The sequence below is a fragment of the Methylobacterium sp. WL6 genome (assembly GCF_008040095.1).
GTDB lineage: Bacteria > Pseudomonadota > Alphaproteobacteria > Rhizobiales > Beijerinckiaceae > Methylobacterium.
Genome location: NZ_VRVH01000044.1, coordinates 1 through 25,151, shown reverse-complemented (window position 1 = coordinate 25,151; position 25,151 = coordinate 1). Strand labels below are relative to the sequence as shown.

The window sequence follows — 25,151 nt, the reverse complement described above, 5'->3', positions numbered from 1 at the left end:
GCCCTCCCCCGCCCGACGCACCCTGGCCCTCGCCATGCTCGCCGCCTCCGTCGGCGGCTCGCTCGGCGCCTGCCATTCCGACCGTGCCGTCACCGGCTCGATCGCGCCCGCCGACTATCGCGCCCGCCATCCGATCGTGCTCGCCGACGGCAGCCGCGTCCTCGACGTGTTCGTCACCGGGGTCGGGCACCTCGACCCGCGGCAGGCCGCCGACATCGACGCGTTCCTGCTGGAATATCGCCGCTACGGCCGCGGCAGCCTCGTGATCGACCTGCCGCGCGGGGTGGCCCCTTCCGTCGGCGCCGGCGTCGAGCGCACCGCCGCCGCCATCCGCCGGCTCGGCGCCGAGGGCGGCGTGCCGGCGCGCGAGATCGTGGTCTCCGGCTACCCGGTCGCCGATCCCGGCCTCGCCAGCCCGATCCGCCTCAGCTTCCACCGCATGGAGGCGCGCGTCGCCGACAAGTGCGGGCTGTGGCCCCAGGACCTCGGCGAGAGCAGCCCGATCGCGAACTTCCGCAATCAGCCGTCGTGGAACCTCGGCTGCTCCACCCAGGCGACGATCGCCGCCCAGGTCGCCGACCCGGTCGACCTGGTGCGCGGGCGTCCCGAGGGTCGCATCGACACGATCCGCCGGGTCAAGGACATCGGCCAGCTTCGCGAGGGCAAGGATCCGTCAACCGCCTGGCGCCAGGATGGCAAGACGAGCGTGAAGTCCTCGGTCAGCGAGTGAGCCGCCGCGCGGCGCCACGCCCCGGCTCCGCCGACCCAGAGACCCAAACGTTAAGACTTAAGACCTAGATCCCAGACTCAAGAACCCGAACCCGAAGGCCTCGTCATGGCGGACCACCCCGAGACATCTGAGCGGATGATCGCCCCGGTGCCCCGGATCACGATCCAGGCGTTCTGCGAGGTCGCGGAGACCGCTGCGATGATCGAGAGCGCCGGGACGGACCGGCGCATGCAGAAGGCCCACCTCAAGGTCCAGATGGGGGGCGGCGCGGCCGCGGTCGAAGCCTACCGCCACGCGCCGACCCCCAACGTCATCATCATCGAGACGCAGGGTCCGAAATCCCGGCCGATGGAATGCCTCGACGCCCTCGCCGAAGTCTGCGACGCCGGCACCCGGGTGCTCGTCATCGGGCACGTCAACGACGTGACGCTGTATCGCCAGTTCATCCAGCGCGGCGTCAGCGACTACCTGATGGCGCCGGTCGAGCCGCTGACGCTGATCGCCTCGCTCTCGGACCTGTTCGCCGCCCCCGGGGTCAAGCCGGTCGGGCGGACCATCGCGGTCTACGGCGTCAAGGGCGGCATCGGCGCCTCGACGGTCGCCCACAACCTCGCCTGGTCGATCGCCCGCGGCCAGGGCGCGCAGACGGTGATCGCCGACCTCGACATCGCCTTCGGCACCGCTTCGCTCAACTTCAACCAGGATCCGCCCCAGGGCGTCGCCGAGGCGGTGTTCGCGCCCGAGCGCCTCGATTCGGCGCTGGTCGAGCGCCTGCTCTCGAAGTGCAGCGACCAGCTCAGCCTGCTCTCGGCGCCGGCGAGCCTCGACCGCACCATCGACCTGTCCGAGCCGGCCTTCGACGCGCTGATCGACCACCTGCGTGCGGCCGTGCCCTGCATCGTCCTCGACGTGCCGCACCAGTGGTGCGCCTGGTCGAAGCGGGTGCTGACCGGGGCCGACGAGATCCTGATCGTCGCCGGCCCCGATCTCGCCAGCCTGCGCAACGCCAAGAACCTGCTCGGCGCGCTGCAGCAGGGCCGGCCCAACGATGCGCGGCCCCGGGTGATCCTGAACGGCGTCGGGGTGCCCAAGCGTCCCGAGATCGGCGCGGCGGATTTCACCAAGGCGCTGGAATCGCCGCTCGTCGCCAGCATCCCGTTCGACCCGGCGCTGTTCGGCACCGCCGCCAACAACGGCCAGATGATCGCGGAGGTGCAGGCCGGCTCGAAGGCCGCCGAGATCTTCGCCGACCTCGCCGCGGCGATGCTGGGACGGCCGGAGGCGAAGCGCGCCCGCCCCAACCTGCTCGAGCCGCTCCTCGCGAAGCTCGCGCGCCGGAAGGCGTCCTGATGCCGGCGCTCTCGCGGGCCGCCGTGCCCTCCCCGGCGGGCGATGCGGCCCACGCGCGGCTCGCAGCCAGATGCGCGCGGACGTCTGCGCGCCCGTCCTTTCCGACGCGATCCGAGGATTCGTCCCATGTTCGGTAGGAGGCAGGGTACCGCGGCGGCGCCGGCTGCAGCACCGCCGCCGGCCGCCCTGCGCGCGACCGCGCCGGTGCTGGTGCAGGAGAACGTGGCCGGCAAACGCATGGATGCGTCGCCCGCCGTGGTGGCGCAGGACAACCCGCGCTCGGAGGATTACTACCGCACCAAGAGCATGATCTTCGGCGCGCTGATCGAGGCGATCGACCTCGCGCAGCTCTCGCGCCTCGAGCCCGATGCGGCGCGCGAGGAAATCCGCGACATCGTCTCGGAGATCATCGGCCTCAAGAACATCGTGCTGTCGATCGCCGAGCAGGAGGAGCTGCTCGACGACATCTGCAACGACGTGCTCGGCTACGGCCCGCTGGAGCCGCTGCTCGCCCGCGACGACATCGCCGACATCATGATCAACGGCGCCAACCGCGCCTTCATCGAGGTGAACGGCAAGATCCAGCTCACCAACGTGCGCTTCCGCGACAACCAGCAGCTGATGAACATCTGCCAGCGCATCGTCAGCCAGGTCGGGCGCCGGGTCGACGACGCCTCGCCGATCTGCGACGCGCGCCTTCCGGACGGCTCCCGCGTCAACGTCATCGCGCCGCCGCTGGCCATCGACGGCCCGGCCCTGACCATCCGAAAGTTCAAGAAGGACAAGCTCACCCTCGACCAGCTCGTACGCTTCGGCGCGATCTCGCCGGAGGGGGCGGAGATCCTGAAGATCATCGGCCGGTCGCGCTGCAACATCGTCATCTCCGGCGGCACCGGCTCGGGCAAGACCACCCTGCTGAACTGCCTCACCGCCTTCATCGAGCACGACGAGCGCGTCATCACCTGCGAGGACGCGGCGGAGCTGCAGCTTCAGCAGCCGCACGTGGTGCGCCTGGAGACGCGTCCGCCCAACATGGAGGGCCAGGGCCAGGTCACCATGCGCGACCTCGTCAAGAATTGCCTGCGCATGCGGCCGGAGCGGATCATCGTCGGCGAGGTGCGCGGGCCGGAGGCGTTCGACCTGCTGCAGGCGATGAACACCGGCCACGACGGCTCGATGGGAACGCTGCACGCCAACTCCCCGCGCGAGTGCCTGTCGCGCATCGAGTCGATGATCTCGATGGGCGGCTTCACCCTCCCCTCCAAGACGCTGCGCGAGATGATCTGCGGCTCGATCGACGTCGTGGTGCAGGCCACCCGCCTGCGCGACGGCTCGCGCCGCATCACCCACATCACCGAGGTGCTCGGGATGGAGGGCGACGTCATCACCACCCAGGACGTCTTCCTGTTCGACATCGTCGGCGAGGATGCCAACGGCAAGCTGATCGGGCGCCATCGCTCCACCGGCGTCGGCCGGCCGAAATTCTGGGAGCGGGCGCGCTACTACGGGCTGGAGCGGCAACTCGGCGAGGCGCTCGACGCCGCCGCCGAGGCGTCGGGTGCGCTGTGAACGCCGCCGCGAACGTCCCGCTCGCCGTCGGGCTGGTCTTCGTGACCACGCTCGCCCTCGGCTACGTCTTCCTGATGCCGCTGCTGATGGGCGAGCGGCGGGCGACGCAGCGCCTCAGGACGATCAGCGCCTCGGCCGCCGGCAACGCGATCCGCGGCGTCACCGTGAACCGGCGCGAGCAGGTCGCGAAGACGCTCGGCGAGATCGAGGCCAAGGCCAAGGGCGCCGCCAAGGTGACCCTCGAGCTCAAGATCGCGCGGGCCGGCCTGGCGTGGTCGGAGCGGACCTACTGGATGATCTCCGCCGGCCTCGCGGTGGTGGTCGGCCTGCTCGTGCTCATGATCACCGCGAGCCCGATCGCCGGGCTGGGGGGGACCTTCGTCGGCGGCCTCGGCGTGCCGATGCTGCTGCTGCGCCACCTGCGCAAGCGCCGCATCGCGAACTTCACGAAGGAGCTGCCCAACGCCGTCGACGTGGTGGTGCGCGGCATCCGAACCGGCATCCCCGTCAGCGACTGCTTCCGCATGGTCTCCCGCGAGGCCGAGGAGCCGGTGCGCTCGGAGTTCCGGGTCGTCATCGAGACCCAGGCGTTGGGCCTGTCGCTCGGCGAGGCGGTCTCGCGCCTCTACGAGCGGGTCCCGGTGCAGGAGGTGAACTTCTTCGCGATCGTGATCAACATCCAGCAGCAATCGGGCGGCAACCTCTCCGAGGCGCTCTCCAACCTGTCGCGGGTGCTGCGCGAGCGTCGGAAGATGGCCGGCAAGGTCCAGGCGATGAGCATGGAGGCCAAGTCCTCCGCCGGCATCATCGCCGCGCTACCGTTCTTCGTCGCGGGCATCACCTACTTCACCAGCCCGGATTACATCTCGATCCTCTGGACCACCAATTTCGGCAAGCTCGCGCTGCTGGGCTCGGCGATCTGGATGAGCATCGGCATCCTCACCATCAAGAAGATGATCGCGTTCGACATCTGAGCCCGCCTGCGGCCCGCGCCGTCCGGCAGCCCGGATCGCGCCGTGCCGGGCTCGATCACATCCGGTCGTCACCCGAAGCCCGACGGCCCTTTCGCGGAAGCCCATCGCCATGATCGACCTCATCGCCGATAAGGTCTTCGACCCGCGCACCATGGGCATCGCGCTGACCGCGGTCGCCGTGGCGGCGACGGCCTTCGCCGTGGCGCAGCCGTTCCTCGAGAGCGACAACCTCGGCAAGCGGATGAAGCTCGTCAGCGACGAGCGCGAGATCATCCGGCGGCGGGAACGCGAGCGCCTCAACACCAAGGCGACGCTGCGGATCGAGCCCAAGGCCTACATGAAGCAGGTCGTCGAGCGGTTCGACCTGCGCCGCTGGCTCGGCACCGACACGGCCAAGCGCAAGCTCCTGATGGCCGGCTATCGCGGCCAGCAATCCGAGACCACGTTCCTGTTCTTCCGCCTCGTCATGCCGATCTCGGCGACGCTGGGCTCGCTGTTCTACCTGTTCGTGCTGGAGGCGCTGGACCAGCCCTACCTGATGCGCCTCGGCATCGTCATCGCCTGCGCCTACGGAGGCATCAAGGCGCCGGAACTCTACCTCGTCAACAAGTCGAACAAGCGCAAGGCCGAGATCAAGCTCGCCTGGCCCGATGCCCTCGACCTGACGCTGATCTGCGTCGAATCGGGCATGGCGATCGAGCACGCCTTCCGGAAGGTGAGCACCGAGATCGCCGCCACCTCGGTGGTGCTGGCGGAGGAGCTCGCCCTGATGACCGCCGAGATGTCGTTCCTGCCCGATCGCCGGCAGGCCTACGAGAACCTCGCGATGCGCGTCGGCCTCGAGCCGGTGAAGGCCGTCGTCACGGCGCTGATCCAGGCCGAGCGCTACGGCACCCCGATCGGCCAGGCGCTGCGCGTGCTTGCGCAGGAGAGCCGCGACCAGCGCATGAACGAGGCCGAGAAGAAAGCGGCCTCGCTGCCGCCGAAGCTGACCGTGCCGATGATCCTGTTCTTCCTGCCGGTGCTGTTCGTGGTGATCATCAGCCCGGCGATCATCCAGGCGATGCGCTGACGCCCGAGGGGCGCCGCTCCCGCCCGGCGTCGCCACCTCGGCTCGGAAGCGCTCGCGGCGCGCGCTCTTCGAGGCCAATGCGGGCAAGCATTCGCCCCCGCAAATCCTTGACAGATCGCGTGCCGATCCCCTATCCACCGGGCACAACGCGCGGCTTCCTCGCAGAAGGCCGTGCGTTTCGCGTTGCGGCGGCCCTTCGGGCGGATCGCGACGAATGCATAAGAAGTCGGTCCAGGGCGCGTCCCGGAGGCCGTTCGAACCACGAGAGAGACGATGTTCGCAGTCATCAAGACGGGCGGCAAGCAATATCGCGTTGCCGAGAACGACACCATCACCATCGCCAGCCTCGAAGGCGACGAAGGCTCCGCCGTGACCTTCGGCGAGGTCCTGCTGTTCACCGACGGCGACGCGACCCAGGTCGGCGCGCCGCTCCTGTCGGGCTTCAGCGTCACCGGCGAGATCGTCTCCCACGGTCGCGACAAGAAGGTCATCGCCTTCAAGAAGCGCCGCCGGCAGAACTCGCGGCGCAAGCGCGGCCACCGCCAGCACCACACGGTCGTGCGCATCACCGGCCTCTCGGCCGGTTCGAAGAGCGCGTAAGGGCGACCCCGCCCCCACGCGATCCGCACGTTCCTATCCCACGTCATTCGAAAGACTGAACCATGGCACACAAAAAAGCAGGCGGCTCGTCCCGCAACGGCCGCGACTCGGCCGGCCAGCGCCTCGGCGTGAAGAAGTTCGGCTCGGAAGCCGTGATTCCGGGCAACATCATCGTGCGCCAGCGCGGCACCAAGTGGCACCCCGGCACCAATGTCGGCATGGGCAAGGATCACACCCTGTTCGCGCTGACCGAGGGTCGCGTGGAGTTCCAGACCAAGCGCGGCCGCGCCTTCGTGGCGGTGGTGCCGCTCGCGCAAGCGGCAGAGTAGACGGCGGGCGCCTCGAACAGGCGAAGCAGGCCCCGCCGGTGTCCCACACCGAACCGGCGGATCTGTTTCTCGCATCCTGGCCACGAGGCCGGGGGGTCGAACGGAAGACGCGGGGGAGGATGGGGCGCCATCCTCCCTTTCGTCGTCTCAGCGCAACGGTCCTCCGCTACGGAGGATCGCGGCGGAGGAGCCCGAACGATGTTCCCCGATCTGACCCGCGACGACGTCTTCCGGATCGAGACCCGCAGCCTGTGGCTGCGCTGGCCGCGCGCCAAGGACGTGGACGCGATCGTGCGGCTCGCGGGCGACCGGTCGGTGGCCGAGATGACGGCGCGGATCCGCCACCCGATCGACCGGATGGAGACCGAGACCTTCGTGCTGGAGGCGCGGCGCTGCAACGCCGCCGGCGAGGGCCTGGCGATGGCGGTCTCGCTCCGGTCCGACCCGGACGGCCTCGTCGGGTTCGTCGGCATCCGCGCCGACGCGGCGACGGAGGGGGCCCGCCTCGGCTACTGGCTCGGCCGGCCCTTCTGGGGCCGCGGCCTCGCCACCGAGGCCGCCGAGGCGATGGTGCACGCCTACTTCGCCTATGCCGGCGGCTCGGTGCTGTCGGCGGATGCGCGGGTGGAGAACCCGGCGTCGCGCCGGGTGCTGGAGAAGGTCGGCTTCGTCCGCACGGGAACGGCGACGGACTTCGTCCCCGTCCGCGGCTGCGACCTGACATCCGATCGCTTCCGGCTCGACCGCGCCGCGTGGTCGGCCCGGTTCGGGGTCTCCGGCTGCGACCGGGCGGCCTGACGAAGCGATCGGCCCGGCGCCCTTGACGTCGCCGGACGGATCGATCGGAATCGATCCCTCGCCGTCTCGGCCCAAGGCCGAAGCGACGGGGTTCGCGGCGGAGCTGCGCAGCGTGCGCGACGCCGATGGACGGGGCCGCATCGCCGCGGCGTGAACGAGACGGGGCGGGCCGGTGGCCCGCGCCCCGACATGAAGACGAGCGACACCGTGAAATTCCTCGACGAAGCCAAGGTCTATGTCCGTTCCGGCGACGGGGGCGCGGGATGCGTCGCGTTCCGGCGCGAGAAGTTCATCGAGTTCGGCGGCCCCAACGGCGGCGACGGCGGGCGCGGCGGCGACGTCTGGGTCGAGTGCGTCGAGGGCCTGAACACGCTGATCGACTATCGCTACCAGCAGCACTTCAAGGCGCGGAAGGGCGAGCACGGCATGGGCTCGAACCGCCACGGCGCCAACGGCGCCGACGTGGTGCTGAAGGTGCCGGCCGGAACCCAGATCCTGGCGGTCGACGGCGAGCACCTGATCGCCGACATGACCCAGGTCGGCCAGCGGGTCCGGCTCGCCAAGGGCGGCAACGGCGGCTTCGGCAACGCCTACTTCACCACCTCGACCAACCGCGCCCCGAAGCACGCCAATCCGGGTCTGGAAGGCACCGAGCAGTGGATCTGGCTGCGCCTCAAGCTCATCGCGGATGCCGGCCTCGTCGGGCTGCCGAACGCCGGCAAGTCGACCTTCCTGGCCACCGTGACCTCGGCCAAGCCGAAGATCGCCGACTATCCCTTCACCACCCTGCATCCGGGGCTCGGCGTCGTGCGCTCGGATGCCCGCGAGTTCGTGCTCGCCGACATCCCCGGGCTGATCGAGGGCGCACACGAGGGCGTCGGACTCGGCGACCGGTTCCTCGCCCATGTCGAGCGCTGCCGGGTGCTGCTGCACCTCGTCGACGCCACCTGCGAGCATGCCGGCAAGGCCTACAAGATGGTCCGGCACGAGCTGGAGGCCTACGGCGAGGACCTCGCCGGCAAGCCCGAGATCGTGGCGCTCTCCAAGGCCGACGCGATCGACGCCGACACCCTGAAGGAGCAGGTCGCCCGCCTGAAGCGCGCCGCCAAGCGCAAGCCGCTCGTCCTGTCCTCGGCCTCGGGCCAGGGCGTGCCGGAGGCGCTGCGTGCGCTCCAGGGCGAGATGGATGCCGCCGCCGAGGCCGAGCGGGTGCCCGAGGCGGCCTGGCAGCCGTGATGACGGGGGTGATCGGGTCGGTTAGCATCGCCCGAGGTTGTTGAACCTGTGGAGGTTTCGATGACGGAAGCGCTGATCGTCATGAACGACGAAGCCTTCGCTCTTGCCCATGAACTCGCGGAGCGCGCCGGCACCACGGTCGACGAGGCGGTGGTCACGGCGTTGCGAGAGCTCGACCGCCGCGTCGCGACGGTCAACGATGACCTGACACCGACGCAACGTGCCGAACGGGACGTGATCCGAGCGCTGGTCCGCGAGGCGCGGGCACATCGCATCGCGAACGTCCCCACCGATCATGATTACCTCTACGACGAGTACGGCCTGCCGGTATGATCGCGCTCGACACCTCGGCGATCGTCGCGATTGCGATGGAAGACCCTGAAGGCGAGCGTTTCGACACGCTGGTCGCCAAGAATCGGGCGATCATCGGAACCCCGACGTTGCTCGAGGCCAGGATCGTGCTGGGCTCGCTGATGCCGGGTTTTGCCGAGGATTTTTTGGAGGTCCTGATCCTGCGGACCACGGTGCAGCCGGTCGCCTTCACGCTCCAGATGTACCGCATGGCATCCGATGCCTTCCAGCGCTTCGGGAAGGGACAAGGGCATCCGGCGCGGTTGAACTTCGGCGACTGCCAATCCTATGCCGTCTCCAAAGCCCACGATGCGCCCCTCCTGTTCAAGGGTGACGACTTCGTCCAAACCGACCTCGTCCCAGCTTACGTCCCGGCGTCATGACCCCCTCCCTCGATCAATTCCGCCGCGTCGTCATCAAGGTCGGCTCGGCCCTGCTGGTGGACCGCGCCCGCGGCCGGCTGCGGCACGCCTGGCTCGCGGCGCTCGCCGAGGACATCGCCGACCTGCATGCCCGCGGGGTCGACGTGCTGGTGGTGTCCTCGGGCAGCATCGCGCTCGGGCGCACCGTGCTCGGCTTCGCGCCGGGGGCCCTGCGGCTGGAGGAGAGCCAGGGCGCGGCCTCGGTCGGGCAGATCGCGCTGGCGCGGCACTGGGCCGAGGCGCTGGGCCACCACGGCATCGTCGCCGGGCAGATCCTGGTGACGCCGCAGGACACCGAGGAGCGCCGCCGCTACCTCAACGCGCGAGCGACCGTGCTCAAGCTCCTGGAGATGCGTGCGGTTCCGGTGGTCAACGAGAACGACACGGTGGCGACCTCCGAGATCCGCTACGGCGACAACGACCGGCTCGCCGCCCGCGTCGCCACGATGATCGGGGCCGACGTGCTGGTGCTGTTCTCCGACATCGACGGCCTCTACACCGCCCCCCCGAATGCCGACCCGGACGCGCGCCACCTGGCCGTGGTCGAGCGGATCACGCCCGAGATCGAGGCGATGGCCGGCGGTCCCGCCTCGGAGCTGTCGCGGGGCGGCATGCGGACCAAGGTCGAGGCCGCCAAGATCGCGGTGTCGGGCGGGACCCACATGATCATCGCCGACGGGCGCGAGAAGAACCCGCTCCGCAGCGTCGTCGCGGGCGGCCGCTGCACCTGGTTCCTGTCCGGTTCCACGCCCACCGCAGCGCGGAAAACCTGGATCGCCGGGTCGCTCGAGCCGCGCGGCACCCTGGTGATCGACGACGGCGCGGCGCGCGCGCTCGACGGTGGGGCGAGCCTGCTGCCGGTCGGCGTCTGCGGCGTCGAGGGCAGCTTCGGCCGAGGCGACGCCGTGCTGATCCGCGACCGCGCCGGGCGGGTGCTGGGCCGCGGCCTCGTCGGCTACGACAGCACGGAAGCGGCGCTGATCCAGGGGCGCCCGAGCACGCAGATCGCCGACCTGCTCACCTACCCGGGACGCGCCTGGATGGTGCATCGCGACGACTTGGCGATGTTCTAGAACCGGTCGCGCCGCGTCCGTGACTGGATACGAGCGCTTTCGAAACGTTCCGATCTTTGCCGCGGCGCTTGTTTCGTGCTGCCCGAGGATGCAGATAAGTCGCAGCTTCGTAGGCGGCTCGGGGAAGGCCGCCGACCTGGGATGATGCCCGTGCCAGTCCTGAACATGCGATCCGGCTTCGCGTCGGCCGACGACCTCGCCGAGCAGATGAACGGCATCGGCCGGCGCGCCCGCGCCGCCGGCCGCAAGCTGGCGCTGGCCTCGGCTGAGACCAAGGACGTGGCGTTGCGGGCCATCGCCGAGCGCCTACGCGCCGACCGCGCCGCCATCCTGCGCGAGAACGCCCGCGACGTCGCCGCCGCGAAGGCCGCCGGGCAGAGCCAGGCGCTGATCGACCGGCTGACCCTCGACGAGGGCCGCCTCGCGGCGATCGCCGACGCGGTCGAGAAGATCGGCGCGCTGGCCGACCCCGTCGGGCGCCAGGTCGCGGCCTTCGAGCGCCCGAACGGCCTGCTGATCGAGCGCATCGCCGTGCCGCTCGGCGTCGTCGGCGTGATCTTCGAGAGCCGCCCGAACGTCACCGCCGATGCCGGCGCGCTCTGCCTCAAGGCCGGCAACGCGGCGATCCTGCGGGCCGGCTCGGACAGCCACCGCAGCGCCATGGCCATCGCCGAGGCGATGCGGGCCGGGCTCGAGGCCACCGGCCTGCCCGCGGACGCGATCCAGATCGTGCCGACGAAGGACCGCGCCGCGGTCGGCGCGATGCTCGCCGGCCTCGACGGCTGCATCGACGTGATCGTGCCCCGCGGCGGGCGCGGCCTGGTCGAGCGCGTCCACGCCGAGGCGCGGGTCCCGGTCTTCGCCCACCTCGACGGCATCTGCCACGTCTACGTCGCGGCCGCCGCCGACCTCGGCATGGCCCGGACCATCCTGCTCAACAGCAAGATGCGGCGCACCGGCATCTGCGGCGCCACCGAGACGCTGTTGGTCGACCGCGCCTGCGCCGGCACCCATCTCGCCCCCCTCGTCGCCGCCCTGCTCGACGCCGGCTGCGCGGTGCGCGGCGACGCCGACGTGCAGGCGGTGGACGGTCGCGTCACGGCGGCGACCGAGGCCGACTGGCGCACCGAGTACCTCGACGCGATCATCTCGGTCCGCGTCGTCGACGGGCTCGAGGCGGCGATCGAGCACATCGAGACCTACGGCTCGCACCACACCGACGCGATCGTCACCGAGGACGGCGACGAGGCCGTCCGCTTCCTCGCCGAGGTCGATTCCGCGATCGTGGTGCACAACGCCTCGACCCAGTTCGCCGATGGCGGCGAGTTCGGCTTCGGCGCCGAGATCGGCATCGCCACCGGCCGCATGCATGCCCGCGGCCCGGTCGGCGTGGAGCAGCTCACCACCTTCAAGTACCGGGTCCACGGCAGCGGCCAGACGCGCCCGTGAGCGGCGCGGTCTCGCCTGCCGTGATCCGCGCCGTTGCGTGAGGGCGCGCTGCCGCCCGCGTCGCCGGGGATGCGGATCGGCCTGTACGGTGGCTCGTTCAACCCGGCGCATGCCGGCCACCTGCATGTCGGCACCATGGCGCTGCGCCGCCTGCGCCTCGACCGGGTGTGGTGGCTGGTCACGCCCGGAAACCCGCTGAAGCGCGGGCGGCCGATCGCGCCGCTCTCCGAGCGCTGCGCGCAGGCCGCCGCGGTGGCGAAGGGCGATCCGCGGATCGCGGTGACCGGGTTCGAGGCGGCGATCGGCGCCCGCTTCACCCGCGACACCCTGCGCTGGCTGGTGCGGCGGCGGCCGGGCATCCGCTTCGTCTGGATCATGGGGGCCGATTCGCTGGCGAGCTTCCATCGCTGGAAGGGCTCGGCCGAGATCATGGGCCTGATGCCGGTCGCGGTGATCGACCGCCCCGGCCACACCCTCAGCGCGCCGGGCGCGCGGGCCGCCCGACGGTTCGCCGCCGCCCGCATCCCGGAATCGGACGCCTCCGCCCTGCCGGGCATGGCGCCCCCGGCCTGGGTGTTCCTGCACGGCCCGCGCTCGCATCTCTCCTCGACGCAGATCCGCGATGCGCGGAGCGGCACCGGGGAACCTTGAATTACCGCCCGGAACCGGCCAAAGTCGTCGGTTCAACGCAGGCGCGCGTCGCCACTGCCGATATCCGAGGAATCAGGACGCTGTCCGAGTCGCTCCACACGGGAACCCAGGGTTCCGAGACCGCCGCCCTGGCCAGGGTCGAAGACCTGAGGACGCTCGTGCTCGGGTGCCTCGACGAGATGAAGGCCGAGGAGACGATCGCCATCGATCTCGCCGGCAAGACCTCGATCGCCGACACGATGATCATCGCCTCTGGACGGTCGCAGCGTCACGTCGGCTCGATCGCCGACCACATCACGCAGGAGATGAAGGCCAAGTCCTTCGGCACCGCCCGCGTCGAGGGCATGCCGGCCTGCGACTGGGTGCTGATCGATGCCGGCGACATCCTCGTCCACATCTTCAGGCCCGAGGTGCGCGGCTTCTACAACCTCGAGAAGATGTGGGGCTCCGACCGCCCCTCGGGCGTCTCCGCCGACTGAACGCCGACCCGTTGCGCCTCCTCGTCGCCGCGATCGGGCGCCTCAAGAACGGGCCCGAGCGGGACCTGACCGCGCGCTACCGCGAGCGTGCGGCCCAGCTCGGTCGCGGCCTCGGCTTCCCCGCCTGCGACATCGCCGAGATGGTCGAGAGCCGTGCGCGGCGCGCCCCCGACCGCTGCGCCGAGGAGGCGTCCGGGCTGCTCGCCCAGGTGCCGGCCGGCGGCGTCCTCGTCGCCTACGACGAGCGCGGCCGCGCCGACCTGCCGAGCGAGCGCGTCGCCGAGCGCATCCGCGACTGGCGCGATGCCGGGCGCCCGGCCCTGGTGGTCGCCATCGGCGGAGCCGACGGGCTCGATGCCGCCGTCCGGGCCCGGGCCGACCTCACCCTGTCCTTCGGTGCCGCGACGCTGCCTCACGGCATCGTGCGCGTGCTGGCGCTCGAGCAGCTCTACCGCGCCCTCACGATCCTGGCGGGCCACCCGTATCATCGCGGCGATCCCGACGGGTGAATGCCTCGCGTGCGCCGCAATGCTGGATGAGACCTGCGCTGATGAACGGAGCCGGCAAACGCACGCCATGACGCTGGTCCTCACGAGGCTGGTCGCCACGGGCGCCCTCGCCGCGGCCCTCGCCGCCCTGCCCGCGGCCCGTCCGCGGGCCCAGGACGCGGCGGCGCCCGTCACCGAGGCCGAGCGCATCCAGCGCGCCATCGACGAGCGCGACCGCCGCGCGGACAACCTCAAGCGGGTGCAGGATGCGCTCGCCGCGAGCGTGGGCGCCAAGGCGCAGTTCGAGTCCGAGATCGCCAACATCGGCGGCGACCGGGCCAAGCTCGACGCGGCGCTCCTCGATGCCGGCCGGCAGTCCCAGGCCACCGAGGACCGGATGAGCCGTTTGGAGGAGCGCCTCAAGACGCTGTCGGGCAGCGAGGCCGCCATCCGCCGCTCGCTCGAGGCCCGCCGCGGGGTGATCGCCGAGATCCTGGCGGCGCTCCAGCGCATGGGCCGGCGCCCGCCGCCGGCGGTGCTGGTCAACCCGGAAGACGTTCTGGCGGTGATCCGCACCTCGATGCTGCTCGGGGCGATCGTGCCCGAGATGCGCGGCGAGGTGGACACGCTGGCCGCCGACCTCGCCGAGCTCGTGCGCCTGCGCGGCCTGATCGCCGCCGACCGGCAGGGCCTGCAGAACGACCTCGCCGGCTGGGCGCGCGAGCAGCAGCGCCTCGCGGCCCTCGTCGCCGCGCGGAGGACCCGGCAGGCGGAGGTCGAGACCGGGCTCGCCGCCGAGCGGACCCGTGCCGCCGACCTCGCCAAGGAGGCCCGGAGCCTGAAGGACCTCCTCGACCGCATCGAGGGCGAGGTCGCCACCGCCAAGCGCTCCGCCGACGAGGCCAAGGCGGCCGAGCAGCGCGAGGCGAAGGCGACGCAGGAGCGTTTCGCCGCAGCCGGCATCCGCGACCCCGCCAAGCTCGCCCCGAAGGTGAAGTTCGTCGACGCCCGGGGGGACGTGCCGCGCCCGGTCAGCGGCCGCCTGCTGCGCGGCTTCAACCAGCCCGACGGCAACGGCGGGATGACGCGCGGCATTTCGCTCGCCACCCGCGCGAAGGCCGTGGTGTCCTCTCCCGCCGACGGCTGGGTGCAGTTCGCCGGGCCGTTCCGGTCGTACGGACGACTCTTGATCATCAACGCCGGCGATGGCTACTATCTTCTGCTGGCCGGGATGGACCAGATCTCGGTCGAGGTCGGCCAATTCGTGCTCGCGGGCGAGCCGGTCGGTAACATGGGCGAGGGAAGTGCGGTCCAGCCGGTGATGAGCGGCGACGGCAGCGATCCGATCCTGTACGTGGAATTCAAGAAGGACGGCGGCTCCATCGATCCGGAGCCTTGGTGGGCGAAAAGCCCCAGCGAGAAGGTTCGCGGATAATGCGCAAGACGTCCCTCATCATGCTCGGCGCGTTCCTGGGAGCAGGCACGTCGATGGTCGCGACGCAGACCGACTTCCTGTCGGGTCCGCGCGCCGTGGCGGCCTCCGCCGAGACCTACCGCCAGCTCAGCCTGTTTGGCGACGTGTTCGAGAAGGTCCGCACCGATTACGTCGAGAAGCCCGACGAGGCGAAGATGATCGAGGCGGCCGTCAACGGCATGCTGACCTCGCTCGACCCGCATTCGAGCTACATGGACGCCAAGGCGTTCCGCGACATGCAGACCACGACCCGCGGCGAGTTCGGCGGGCTCGGCATCGAGGTCACGATGGAGGACGGCCTGATCAAGGTCGTGACCCCGATCGACGACACCCCGGCCTCGAAGGCGGGGCTGCTCTCGAACGACATCATCACCCAGATCGACGACGACCAGGTCCAGGGCCTGACCCTGAACCAGGCGGTCGACAAGATGCGCGGCCCGGTGAACTCGCCGGTGAAGCTCAAGATCACCCGCAAGGAGGCCAAGGACCCGATCGAGGTCACGCTCAACCGCGACGTGATCAAGATCAAGCCCGTGCGCTCGCGCGTCGAGGGGGCCGACATCGGCTACATCCGCCTGACGCAGTTCAACGAGCAGACCTACGACGGCCTCAAGGCTGCCGTGGACAAGCTCTCGACCGACATCGGGCAGGACAAGATCAAGGGCTACGTGATCGACCTGCGCAACAACCCGGGCGGCCTGCTCGACCAGGCGGTGATGGTCTCCGACGCGTTCCTCGACCGCGGCGAGATCGTCTCGACCCGCGGCCGCAACCCGGACGAGACCCAGCGCTTCTCGGCCAAGGCCGGCGACATCACCAAGGGCAAGCCGGTGGTGGTGCTCGTCAACGGCGGCGCGGCCTCGGCCTCCGAGATCGTCGCCGGCGCCCTGCAGGATCACAAGCGCGCGACCATCCTCGGCACGCGCTCGTTCGGCAAGGGCTCGGTGCAGTCGATCATCCCGCTCGGCGGCTCGGGCGCGCTGCGCCTCACCACGGCGCGCTACTACACGCCGTCCGGCCGCTCGATCCAGGCCAAGGGCATCGAGCCCGACGTCGAGGTGCTGCAGGAGGTCCCGGACGAGCTCAAGGGCAAGGACGAGACCAAGGGCGAGGCCGGCCTGAAGGGTCACCTCAAGCAGAAGGACGTCGAGGAGCGCGGCGGCTCGTCGGCCTACGTCCCGCCGGATCCCGCCAAGGACAAGCAGCTCACCGCCGCCGTCGACTTCCTCCACGGCATCCAGAAGGGCGCCGCGAACGCCCAGAAGCCGACGATGCCGAACTGATCCCGTCCGGGATCGACGACACGGCGAGAACCCCGTCCGGCGCGTGCCGGGCGGGGTTCTTCGCATGGCGCTCGTGCGCGCGTTGCGAGCCTTTTCGAGCGCGGTGGATCCCGGCTCGCGTGACGAGAGCGCGACCACACAACGAGAGCGAGCTTGTTCCGTGATCCGGTGATCACGGAACAGGCTCTAGGACCGAAGGCCGCTCTTACGAAAAATTAACCATGGCGGCCGGCAATGACGGCGGGGCTGCCTTGCCGCGACCGGCGATTCTCCGGCGGCCCCGCCAGTTCCGAGGGCCAGTGACCGACTCGTCCGACGATATCCTGACGCGTCCCCTCGGGGTCGACGTCCCTGCCCCCGGCCCGAAAGCCGCGCTGGCACGCCTGCGCGCGCGCCTCGCGACCCTCGGCCGTTCTCCACGCGCCGTCGCGGCCGGTCTCGGCGGCCTCGGCGTGGCGGTGCTCGGCCTCGTGCTCCTGCTCGGCGACCCGAAGGCGGGCGAGCCGCGGGTCCAGGTCGCCATCGTCGTCCGCGAGACGATGCCCGCCGCCGGGCGTCCCCCGTCGCCGGAGGCCGCCGCCGCGAACGAGCCTGCGCCGGCATCGAAGCTCCAGAGCAGCGCCGTCGAGGTCGAGTCGGCCTCCGGCGTCACCGTGGTGCGGGCCGGCGGGTCGGCCGCGCCGGCCGAGGCGGTGGTGATCCGCGTGCCCCAGGCCGACGCGCCCAAGCTCGCGCCCGCCCCCGACCCGCGCCTGACCGAGCGTGGCCGCCACGGCGTCCTGCCCAAGCTCGGCGACGGCCGCATCCGCCCGCTCGACGTCTACGCACGCTCCGAGGAGCCCGGCAGCGGGCCGCGCATCGCGATCCTGCTCACCGGCCTCGGCGTCGGCCAGGCCGCCACCGCGAGCGCGATCGTCAAGCTGCCGCCCGCCGTCAGCCTCGCCTTCTCCCCCTACGGCGCCGATGCCGAGCGCAGCGCGGCGCGGGCCCGCGCCTTCGGCCACGAGATCCTGCTCCAGGCGCCGATGGAGCCGTTCGACTACCCCGACAGCGATCCCGGCCCGCAGGGCCTGCTCACCGCCGCCAAGGGATCCGAGAACGCCGACCGCCTCGCCTGGGTGATGAGCCGGTTCTCGGGCTATGTCGGCGTCACGAACTTCATGGGGGCCAAGTTCATGGCCGACGCGGTCGCGTTCGAGCCGGTCCTGCGCGACATCGCCACCCGCGGGCTCGGCTTTCTCGACGACGGCACCAACGCGCGCGGCGTGCCCGCGGACCTGCTCGGCAGGACCAAGGTGCCGGCGGCCCGCGCCGAGATCGTCCTCGACGCGGTGCCGCGCCCGGAGGCGATCGATCGCGAGCTCGCCCGGCTCGAAGCGCAGGCCCGCGCCAACGGCTTCGCCCTCGCCTCGGGCAGCGCCCAGCCGATGACGATCGAGCGCATCGCGCGCTGGAGTCGTGAGCTCGAGGGCCGCGGCATCCGCCTCGTGCCGGCGAGCGTGGCGCTCCGCGGCGCGAAGGCGGTGCGGGTGACGAAGGCGGACTGAGCCCGGCGGCTGCCGCGATCGGGCGCTGCCGATATCGTGTTTCCCGACGTTGCCGCGCCGGTTGGCCCTCCCTATGGTCGCGGCCGATGAAGAGCGACACCGAATCCCGCGATCCGGGCGAGAGCCTGCCCTATCGCCCCTGCGTCGGGGTCACCCTGATCAACCGCGCCGGGCTCGTCTTCGTCGGTCGCCGCAAGCCGGAGGCCGGCCCCGAGCACGTCGCGGGCGACCTCGCCTGGCAGATGCCGCAGGGCGGGATCGACGACGGCGAGGCGCCGCAGGCCGCAGCCCTGCGCGAGCTTCACGAGGAGACCAACGTCGGCGCGGCCGCGGTCCGGCTGCTCGCCGAGGCGCCGGATTGGCTGTCCTACGATTTGCCGCCCGATGTGCGAAAGCAGGCCTGGCGCGGCCGCTACCGCGGTCAGACGCAGCGCTGGTTCGCCTTCGGGTTCCTCGGGGACGACGACGCGATCGACGTCGAGCGTCCCGGCGGCGGTGCCCACAAGGCCGAGTTCGACGCGTGGCGCTGGGTGCCGTTCGCGGAGCTGCCGGGGCTGATCGTGCCGTTCAAGCGGCCGGTCTACGAGGGCGTCGTCGCGGCCTTCGCGCCGCTGCACGCGTGGTCGGTCGGCGCGTGAGCGCGGCGGCCGGGCGATAGGCTGGGTGATGCGCTGGTGGGTGTTTCCCCTCGTCGCGGTGCTCGGCTGGTTCGCCTTCACCCTGACGCCGCTCTGGACGCTCTACGACTTCGCGCGGGCGGTGAGGGCGCACGACGTCGCGTTCGTCCAGCAGCATGCCAACTTCCGCACGCTGCGGCTGTCGCTGGTCCGGCAGACAACCGCCGCCCTGCGCTCGGCGTCGGACAACGATCCGACCCTCGATGCTAAGGATCGCCAGCGCCTCAACGAGGCGGCGGTCGGCGTGGCGCTGGCGCTCGCGGAATCGATGGTGACGCCCGAGACCGTGCTCGACCTGCTCGACGACGGCTGGCCGCAGAGCCTCGACATCCCGCGTCCCGACGGGGTGAAGCCGTCCGGGCTCAGGCTGGATCGCATCGGGCGGGTGTTTCCGTTCTGGATCGCCTCGGAGATGCGCGGCTTCCGCACCGCCGTGATCGCGATCCCGCCGGACGCGCCGCGGGCGCAGCAGCTGCGGGTGCGCCTGCGCCTGCGCGGCTGGACCTGGCGGCTCGTCGACATCGAGGTCGCCGAGGCCCTGCGCGACCAGATGGCCCAGCGCCTCGGCCGGACCCTGGCCCGGGCCCGCGCCGGCGAGCGGGCACCGGCTGCCCAACCCTGAGGGTGAGCGGCAGCGCGCGGCGGGTTTCAGGTCACGCGCGAGCGTCGTCCCGCAAACGATTGCAGGGGCGAGAATGTCCCGAGCCGGCATTCATGACAGGCGCGCCCGATCGATCGCGGTCCGCGATGGCCGGCACCGCGCTGGGGGCCCTGCACCACCGCATCGTTGCGAAACGTCTCGCGGCCGATCCTCGACGAGGCCCCGGAACGCACCCCTGGACGCCCGGACGCCGACGGAGCCGTCGGCGTCGGCGAGTTCGATGTTGTCGTCCCCGCGCACAAAAGGGCGTCCGCCCGCCGCAAGCCCGTCCGGCAGGCCGCCTCGCCGACGGTCGCGCCTCGCACACGCGTGCGGGGGCGGGCGGTCGCCGTGCGGGCGTCAGGCCTTCGGCAGCATCCGGTCGCTGATGATGCGGCGCTGGATCTCGCTGGTGCCCTCGAAGATCGTCGTCAGCCGCGCGTCGCGCCAGTAGCGCTCGACCCGCCGCTCGGTGGTGTAGCCGTTGCCGCCGTGGAGCTGCATCGCCTGGTTGGTGACGCGCACCGCCATCTCGGTGGCCAGCAGCTTCACCATGGCGGCCTCGCTCTCGGCCGCCTCGCCCTGGTCGAGGAGATGGGCGACCTGGCACCAGAAGGCGCGCGCCTGCGCCACCTCGGCCGCCATGTCGGCGAGCGCGAAGCGCAGCGCCTGGAAGTCGCCGATCGGGTGGCCGAACTGCACGCGCTCCTGAAGGTAGGCCTGGGTGTCCTCGACCGCCGCGCGCGCGACGCCGACGGCGCGGGCCGCGGTGTGGACGCGGGCGATGTTGAGGCCGCGCTGCACCGAGGCGAAGCCGCCGGAATCCGCGTCCGCGCCGCCGTCGCCGTAGAGGCCGGTGAGGCGGTCGCTCTCGGGGACGCGCACCCCGTCGAGCTCGAGCTGGAACGTCAGGAAGCCGTGATAGCCGATCTTGTCGATGACGTGCCCGGTCATGCCCTCGGGGAACTCGCCCGGCGGCTTGACCACCAGGAACGGCTCGAGCCCGGCCGAGCGCGATTCGCCGGGCTCCGGATCGCGGGTCCGGGCCAGAACCTCGATGAAGTCGGCCGCGCGCGCGAAGCCCGCCCAGCGCTTGGTCCCGGTCAGCACCCAATGGTCGCCCTCGCGCACCGCCCGCGTCTGCACGCCGGCCAGGTCCGAGCCGGCTCCCGGCTCGGAGAGGGCGATGCCGCCGATCCATTCGCCCCGCGCCGACCGCGCCAGCAGGTCGGCGCGGCGGGCGTCGTCGAGCACCTGCGTGCCGAGCCCCTGCCCCCGCGCCAGGATGCTGCCGACCGAGAGCCACGCCCGCGCGAGTTCCTCCGAGACGAGGCAGTACTCGAACACCCCGAGCCCCATGCCGCCGTGCTCGGCCGGGATCGTCAGGCCGAACCAGCCCTTCTCGGCCATCGCGGCGATGAGCGAGCGCGGCATCTCGGCCTTCTGCGGGTCGAGCGCGTCGGCGAGCGGCATCACCACGTCGCGGGCGAAGGCGCGGGCCTCGGCCTGGAGCGCGACGCGCGCATCCGTGCGCCAGGGCGACATCAGCTCGGGCGGCTTCGGGGCGTGGCGATCCGGCTTCTCGGACGGATCGGCGGCGCGGGCGGCAGGGGCGTTGGAAATCGGATCCTCCCGGTCGAGCTTCGAGTCTCTTGCCGTGGCAAACTGGACCGCGTGACCCTGGAGGCAATGCGCCGCCGCCGCAACGCTCTAACGGGCCCGCCACTTGGCATAGCGCTCGCGGGCACGCTCCAGCGCGGCCGCGAGCGCGAAGAGCGGGTCGGGCGAGGCCTCGACCAACCGGTGCGCGATCGCCCGGCGCCCGGTCCAGAACATCTCGGCGAGGCGGTAGTCCGGGGCGGCGCAGGAATCGATCCGCGCGATCGCGCCGTCCCGCAGCGCGGCCTCGGTGAGGCGATGGACGAGCTGGACGCCCGGCGCGGCGGCGGCCTCCGCCTCGTCGTAGGAGATCTTCAGGACGAAATCCTCGTGATCGCTTCGCGGAAGGATCGCGGCGGCGAGCGTGCGGCGATCGCGGCGCAGGCGCAGGATCCGGATCCGGCCCTGGGCGCCGAACCCGGCGACCATCCCGCGCAGGAACGCGGCCTCGGCTGGGCGCTGGCCGAGGGCGGTCCCGGCCCGGCCCTTCCAGCCGGCGGTCTCGAGGGCGACGTAGTCGTCGAGCGCGTCGATCAGCGCGGCCGGATCGGCGATCGTCTCGAGCACCACCGCACCGCCGGCCTCCAGGCGCTCGCGCGCGAGCCGCAGCTTGCGCCGGCTCCTGCCGCTGACGTGGCCGAGATAGCCCGTGCGCGCCTCCGGCGTCAGGCCAGCGAGGTCGAGGGAGCCGCGGGCATGCGCCCAGTAGGCGGCATCGCGCCGCCCCGTCCGCGCCGCCAGCAGATCCGCGAAGCGGCCATCCGCCGGCGCGTTGAGCAGCAGCAGCCGCGGCGGCAGCCCGAGCGCCCTGGGCGCATCGAGCAGCCCGGCGAGGGCGCGGTCGGGCTCGGCGGCGTCGAGCAGCGGCATGCCCAAGGGGCAGAAACCGTGCGTCCAGCCGATCAGGACCGGCAGCGGCAGGCCCCAGCGGATGCGCGAGATCCGGAACGGCCACAGGGCGAGCCATCGCGCGCCGGGCTCGTCCGGCGGGCGGTCGGCGACGATCAGGAGCCGAACGCCGTCGCCGAAGGCCCCGGCCGCCGGCAGCGCGTAGTCGGCCTCGTAGAACGGGTTGGCGACGCAGGCCTTCGCGCCGAGCGCGCGCCAGGCCGCGACGCCGGGCGCTGCCGGATCGAGCGGGCGCAGGGCGGCGTACAGCCCGCCCGGCATCCTGGCCGTCGTACCCGCCCTCATCCGGCGACCCGATGCAGGCGCCGCCGTACCACGCCGGCGATGCCGACCACGTCGTAGCGCCACGCGGCCGCGAGGAAGCCGAGGGCCAGCACGGCGAAGCGCAGGATCTGCGCCGGGGCGCCCTCCCCGCCCGGAAGCCAGGCGAGGGCCGCCGGGACGAGGCCGGTCGCCACGGCGATCGCCGCGATGCCGGCGATGTCGGCCAGCGGAAGCGGCATCGCCGGCAGGCCGGACCCGTGCCGGTTCGCCCCGAGGATGAACACGAGGCAGGCCGCGGCCTGACCCGCCGCGAAGGCGATCGCCGCGCCGGCGACGCCGAGATGCGGGATCAGCGCCAGCGAGAGCACGCTCACCGTCACCAGGGTCGCCGTCGAGGCCACGGCCTCGAGGCGGCTCGACTGCGTGAAGTAGATGATCTGCCCGAAATAGTAGGCGCGGAACATCATCAGCACGCTGGCCAGGATCAGCACCGGGGCCAGCGCCCGCGCCTGGTCGCGATAGTCCGGCCCGAGCAGGACCGAGACGACGACCCCGTCGAAGTTGAGGTAGAACGCGGCGCCGAAGGCCGCGACCAGCGCCATCGCGCGGGCGGCGTCGCACAGCACCGCGGTCGCCGCCGGCATCCCCCCGGAGCGCGCCTCGCGCTTGGCGATCGAGATCAGCGAGAGGGCCAGCGCCTCGCCGAACACGACGAAGCTCTGCTTCAGGAAGTCGGCGATCGCGCCGTAGGCGCCGAGATGCTCCGGCCCGACGGTCTTCACGATGATCAGCCGGTCGACCACCTGGGCCAGAGCCGCGATGCCGAAGGACAGCACCAGCGGCCAGCCGTAGGCGATGAGGCGCAGCGCCTCCGCCCGGCTGCCGCGGCCCGGCATCAGCGGGACCACCGTCGCGGCGGCCGGGATCGACGACAGCGCGTAGGCGGTCGCCACGGCCAGCGCGAGATGGACGGCGTCGCCCGACACCATCAGCACCGCGCTGCCGAGGCCGAGGATCAGGATTCCGCGCAGGACGACCGACATCGCCACCGCGACGGCCTGCAGTCGTGTGCGCGCGATCTCGGTGGCGCCCTCGAACAGGGTCGTGCCGAAGGCGAGCGCGACGATCGCCGCCGCGATCCGCGGCGACACGACGTGAAGCGCCACCGCGAGCGCGCTTCCGATCGCCGCCAGCGCCAGCGTGCACAGCAGGATGCGCAGGACCGTGCCGACCTGCGCGCCCTCGCTCGCCTCGTCGTACAGCGCGAAGAACGCGAATTTCGGCCATTGGCAGGTGGCTCCGTAGAGCACCAGCGACCAGGACAGGATGTAGAGGTAGGTGCCGTAGCTCTCCGGCGGCGCGAGACGCGTGAACACCGCGACCGAACCGAGGTTGATCGCTGCGGCGAAGCCGCGGGAGCCGACGTAGATCGCGGTGTGGTGGGCGATCATCCGCGACCGCCGGGCGGCCGGACGGCCCGGTGCCCGCGGAACGGGACCGATCCGCTCCGGTGCGGGATGGCTCGGGCGAGCGGGCGGGCGGGGAGACGGGACGGCATCGGCGGACGCTGCACCGGCCGTGGCGCCGCGTCCATCCCGCAATGCGGCGACGGTTGACCGGCCGTTGACTTCGCAACCGCGAAGGCGCATAGCCCGAGGGCAGCGTCAGCGGCCGACAGACGGGTCCGCTTGAGAGGGCTGCGTGACGGATACGAGGGACGGCGCGGATCGCGCCTCTCCGAATGTCCGGCCCCTCTCTTCATAACGTGCATGCACCCGGGCCGCCCCATCACGCGGGCAGCCTCCTGCTCTACGGATCGCACCTCTCTCCGTACTTGGCGGCGCCGCTCGACACGAGCCGGGCCCGCGCTCGCGATCCGGCTGCCTGAGAAGTAACACCTTGACCCAGTTCACCGATTTCGGCCTCGCCCAGCCCGTGCTGAAGGCGCTCGAAGAGGCCGGCTACCACACCCCCACCCCGATCCAGTCGCAGGCGATCCGCCCAGCGATGGAAGGCCGCGACCTCTGCGGCATCGCCCAGACCGGCACCGGCAAGACCGCCGCCTTCGCTCTGCCGATCCTGCACCGCCTGAGCCTCGAGAAGCGCCATGCGCCGCGTCGCGGCTGCCGGGTGCTGGTGCTCTCGCCGACCCGTGAGCTCGCCAACCAGATCGCCGAGAGCTTCTCCGATTACGGCCGGCACCTGCCGCTGACCAACACCGTTGTGTTCGGCGGCGTCACCATCGGCCGCCAGGAGCGGGCGCTGGCGCCGGGCGTCGACATCCTCGTCGCCACCCCGGGCCGGCTGATCGACCTCGTCGACCGCCGCTCGCTGACGCTGGAAGGCGTCGAGATCCTCGTCCTCGACGAGGCCGACCAGATGCTCGACCTCGGCTTCATCCATGCGCTCAAGCGCATCGTGAAGATGCTGCCGGCCAAGCGCCAGAGCCTGTTCTTCTCGGCGACCATGCCGAAGAACATCGCCGGCCTCGCCGACCAGTACCTGCGCGATCCGGTCCAGGTCGCCGTCACGCCGGTGGCCACCACCGCCGAGCGCGTCGAGCAGCAGGTGATCTTCGCCCATACCGGCGCCAAGCAGGCGCTGCTCGCCCACATCCTGCGCGATCCGAAGATCGAGCGCGTGCTGGTCTTCACCCGGACCAAGCACGGCGCCGACCGCGTCGTGCGCGGCCTCGAGAAGGTCGGCACCGCGGCCTCCGCCATCCACGGCAACAAGTCCCAGCCGCAGCGCGAGCGCGCGCTGGCCGCCTTCAAGGACGGGCAGTGCCGCGTGCTGGTGGCGACCGACATCGCCGCGCGCGGCATCGACGTCGAGGCGGTGAGCCACGTCGTCAACTTCGACCTGCCGAACGTGCCCGAGAGCTACGTCCACCGCATCGGCCGCACCGCGCGCGCCGGCGCGGACGGGCTCGCGATCTCGTTCTGCAACGACGAGGAGAAGGCGTACCTGCGCGACATCGAGCGCATCACCCGCCAGCGCATCCCCGTCGCCCCCTTCCCCGAGGGCTTCACCCCGCCTTCGCGCCAGGAGGCGGCCGAGATCGCCCAGGCCGAGGAGCGCCGTCCCGACACCCGCGGCCAGCGCCCCGGCGGCGGCCGTCCGGGCC

At 71.7% G+C, this 25,151-nt stretch carries 25 protein-coding genes; 22 read left to right on the top strand and 3 right to left on the bottom strand.

From position 1 onward, the window contains the following. The first annotated feature begins 34 nt into the window (after positions 1-34). The 21 genes from FV230_RS09070 to FV230_RS08970 all read left to right on the top strand — a co-directional run bounded on the left by FV230_RS09070 (position 35) and on the right by FV230_RS08970 (position 19,174). Positions 35-730, top strand: coding sequence for a CpaD family pilus assembly protein (locus FV230_RS09070; protein WP_243934926.1), 696 nt, complete (start codon positions 35-37; stop codon positions 728-730). A 105-nt stretch (positions 731-835) separates the two neighbouring features. Continuing rightward, on the top strand, positions 836-2,080 hold the full coding sequence (locus FV230_RS09065) for an AAA family ATPase (RefSeq protein WP_147726599.1): 1,245 nt from the start codon (positions 836-838) through the stop codon (positions 2,078-2,080). 126 nt (positions 2,081-2,206) lie between these two features. Further along, positions 2,207-3,649, top strand: coding sequence for a CpaF family protein (locus FV230_RS09060; protein ID WP_147726600.1), 1,443 nt, complete (start codon positions 2,207-2,209; stop codon positions 3,647-3,649). Then, positions 3,646-4,623: a type II secretion system F family protein gene (locus FV230_RS09055; protein ID WP_243934821.1), complete on the top strand. Its 978-nt coding sequence runs from the start codon at positions 3,646-3,648 to the stop codon at positions 4,621-4,623. Before FV230_RS09060 ends, FV230_RS09055 begins: the two co-directional genes overlap by 4 nt. A gap of 109 nt (positions 4,624-4,732) precedes the next feature. Beyond that, positions 4,733-5,695 (top strand): type II secretion system F family protein, encoded by a 963-nt coding sequence (locus tag FV230_RS09050; RefSeq protein ID WP_147842125.1) that lies wholly within the window; start codon positions 4,733-4,735, stop codon positions 5,693-5,695. A 273-nt stretch (positions 5,696-5,968) separates the two neighbouring features. After that, on the top strand, positions 5,969-6,295 hold the full coding sequence (rplU, locus tag FV230_RS09045) for a 50S ribosomal protein L21 (protein WP_147726603.1): 327 nt from the start codon (positions 5,969-5,971) through the stop codon (positions 6,293-6,295). Positions 6,296-6,357: 62 nt separating this feature from the next. After that, positions 6,358-6,624, top strand: a complete 267-nt coding sequence (gene rpmA, locus FV230_RS09040; RefSeq protein ID WP_147726605.1) for a 50S ribosomal protein L27 — start codon at positions 6,358-6,360, stop codon at positions 6,622-6,624. Positions 6,625-6,822: 198 nt separating this feature from the next. Then, positions 6,823-7,422 carry a GNAT family N-acetyltransferase gene (locus FV230_RS09035; protein ID WP_147842124.1) on the top strand — a complete coding sequence of 200 codons (600 nt, stop codon included), beginning with the start codon at positions 6,823-6,825 and terminating at the stop codon, positions 7,420-7,422. A gap of 207 nt (positions 7,423-7,629) precedes the next feature. Continuing rightward, the gene (obgE, locus tag FV230_RS09030; protein WP_147726617.1) at positions 7,630-8,658 is read left to right on the top strand and encodes a GTPase ObgE; all 1,029 of its coding nucleotides are present in this window, start codon (positions 7,630-7,632) and stop codon (positions 8,656-8,658) included. 60 nt (positions 8,659-8,718) lie between these two features. Beyond that, positions 8,719-8,991, top strand: coding sequence for a type II toxin-antitoxin system VapB family antitoxin (locus tag FV230_RS09025; RefSeq protein ID WP_147842123.1), 273 nt, complete (start codon positions 8,719-8,721; stop codon positions 8,989-8,991). Further along, positions 8,988-9,392 (top strand): type II toxin-antitoxin system VapC family toxin, encoded by a 405-nt coding sequence (locus tag FV230_RS09020; RefSeq protein ID WP_147842122.1) that lies wholly within the window; start codon positions 8,988-8,990, stop codon positions 9,390-9,392. Before FV230_RS09025 ends, FV230_RS09020 begins: the two co-directional genes overlap by 4 nt. Then, positions 9,389-10,504 carry a glutamate 5-kinase gene (proB, locus tag FV230_RS09015; protein ID WP_147726611.1) on the top strand — a complete coding sequence of 372 codons (1,116 nt, stop codon included), beginning with the start codon at positions 9,389-9,391 and terminating at the stop codon, positions 10,502-10,504. Before FV230_RS09020 ends, proB begins: the two co-directional genes overlap by 4 nt. A 150-nt stretch (positions 10,505-10,654) precedes the next feature. Then, positions 10,655-11,953, top strand: coding sequence for a glutamate-5-semialdehyde dehydrogenase (locus FV230_RS09010; protein ID WP_147842121.1), 1,299 nt, complete (start codon positions 10,655-10,657; stop codon positions 11,951-11,953). A 33-nt stretch (positions 11,954-11,986) separates the two neighbouring features. After that, positions 11,987-12,604, top strand: coding sequence for a nicotinate-nucleotide adenylyltransferase (locus FV230_RS09005; RefSeq protein ID WP_281408266.1), 618 nt, complete (start codon positions 11,987-11,989; stop codon positions 12,602-12,604). A gap of 128 nt (positions 12,605-12,732) precedes the next feature. After that, positions 12,733-13,083 carry a ribosome silencing factor gene (rsfS, locus tag FV230_RS09000; protein WP_147726620.1) on the top strand — a complete coding sequence of 117 codons (351 nt, stop codon included), beginning with the start codon at positions 12,733-12,735 and terminating at the stop codon, positions 13,081-13,083. Positions 13,084-13,094: 11 nt separating this feature from the next. Beyond that, the gene (rlmH, locus tag FV230_RS08995) at positions 13,095-13,592 is read left to right on the top strand and encodes a 23S rRNA (pseudouridine(1915)-N(3))-methyltransferase RlmH (RefSeq protein ID WP_147842120.1); all 498 of its coding nucleotides are present in this window, start codon (positions 13,095-13,097) and stop codon (positions 13,590-13,592) included. A 67-nt stretch (positions 13,593-13,659) separates the two neighbouring features. Next, complete coding sequence (locus FV230_RS08990; RefSeq protein ID WP_147842119.1) at positions 13,660-15,006, top strand: peptidoglycan DD-metalloendopeptidase family protein; 1,347 nt, start codon at positions 13,660-13,662, stop codon at positions 15,004-15,006. Further along, positions 15,006-16,328 carry a S41 family peptidase gene (locus tag FV230_RS08985; RefSeq protein ID WP_147729525.1) on the top strand — a complete coding sequence of 441 codons (1,323 nt, stop codon included), beginning with the start codon at positions 15,006-15,008 and terminating at the stop codon, positions 16,326-16,328. Before FV230_RS08990 ends, FV230_RS08985 begins: the two co-directional genes overlap by 1 nt. Positions 16,329-16,627: 299 nt before the next feature. Continuing rightward, on the top strand, positions 16,628-17,875 hold the full coding sequence (locus FV230_RS08980) for a divergent polysaccharide deacetylase family protein (protein WP_147842118.1): 1,248 nt from the start codon (positions 16,628-16,630) through the stop codon (positions 17,873-17,875). An 86-nt stretch (positions 17,876-17,961) separates the two neighbouring features. After that, positions 17,962-18,513 carry an RNA pyrophosphohydrolase gene (locus FV230_RS08975; protein ID WP_147842117.1) on the top strand — a complete coding sequence of 184 codons (552 nt, stop codon included), beginning with the start codon at positions 17,962-17,964 and terminating at the stop codon, positions 18,511-18,513. Between the two features lie 28 nt (positions 18,514-18,541). Then, positions 18,542-19,174 (top strand): DUF2939 domain-containing protein, encoded by a 633-nt coding sequence (locus FV230_RS08970; protein WP_147728798.1) that lies wholly within the window; start codon positions 18,542-18,544, stop codon positions 19,172-19,174. A gap of 378 nt (positions 19,175-19,552) precedes the next feature. Here FV230_RS08970 and FV230_RS08965 read toward each other — a convergent pair whose 3' ends face one another. The 3 genes from FV230_RS08965 to FV230_RS08955 all read right to left on the bottom strand — a co-directional run bounded on the left by FV230_RS08965 (position 19,553) and on the right by FV230_RS08955 (position 23,475). Next, positions 19,553-20,737, bottom strand: coding sequence for an acyl-CoA dehydrogenase family protein (locus FV230_RS08965; protein WP_147842116.1), 1,185 nt, complete (start codon positions 20,735-20,737; stop codon positions 19,553-19,555). A gap of 165 nt (positions 20,738-20,902) precedes the next feature. Next, positions 20,903-22,021 carry a GNAT family N-acetyltransferase gene (locus tag FV230_RS08960; RefSeq protein ID WP_246694803.1) on the bottom strand — a complete coding sequence of 373 codons (1,119 nt, stop codon included), beginning with the start codon at positions 22,019-22,021 and terminating at the stop codon, positions 20,903-20,905. A gap of 20 nt (positions 22,022-22,041) precedes the next feature. Continuing rightward, complete coding sequence (locus tag FV230_RS08955; protein ID WP_147842114.1) at positions 22,042-23,475, bottom strand: polysaccharide biosynthesis protein; 1,434 nt, start codon at positions 23,473-23,475, stop codon at positions 22,042-22,044. Positions 23,476-23,923: 448 nt separating this feature from the next. Between FV230_RS08955 and FV230_RS08950 the strand changes: the two genes are divergently transcribed. Continuing rightward, on the top strand, positions 23,924-25,151 hold a 1,228-nt coding region (locus FV230_RS08950; protein ID WP_147842113.1), incomplete at its 3' end, for a DEAD/DEAH box helicase.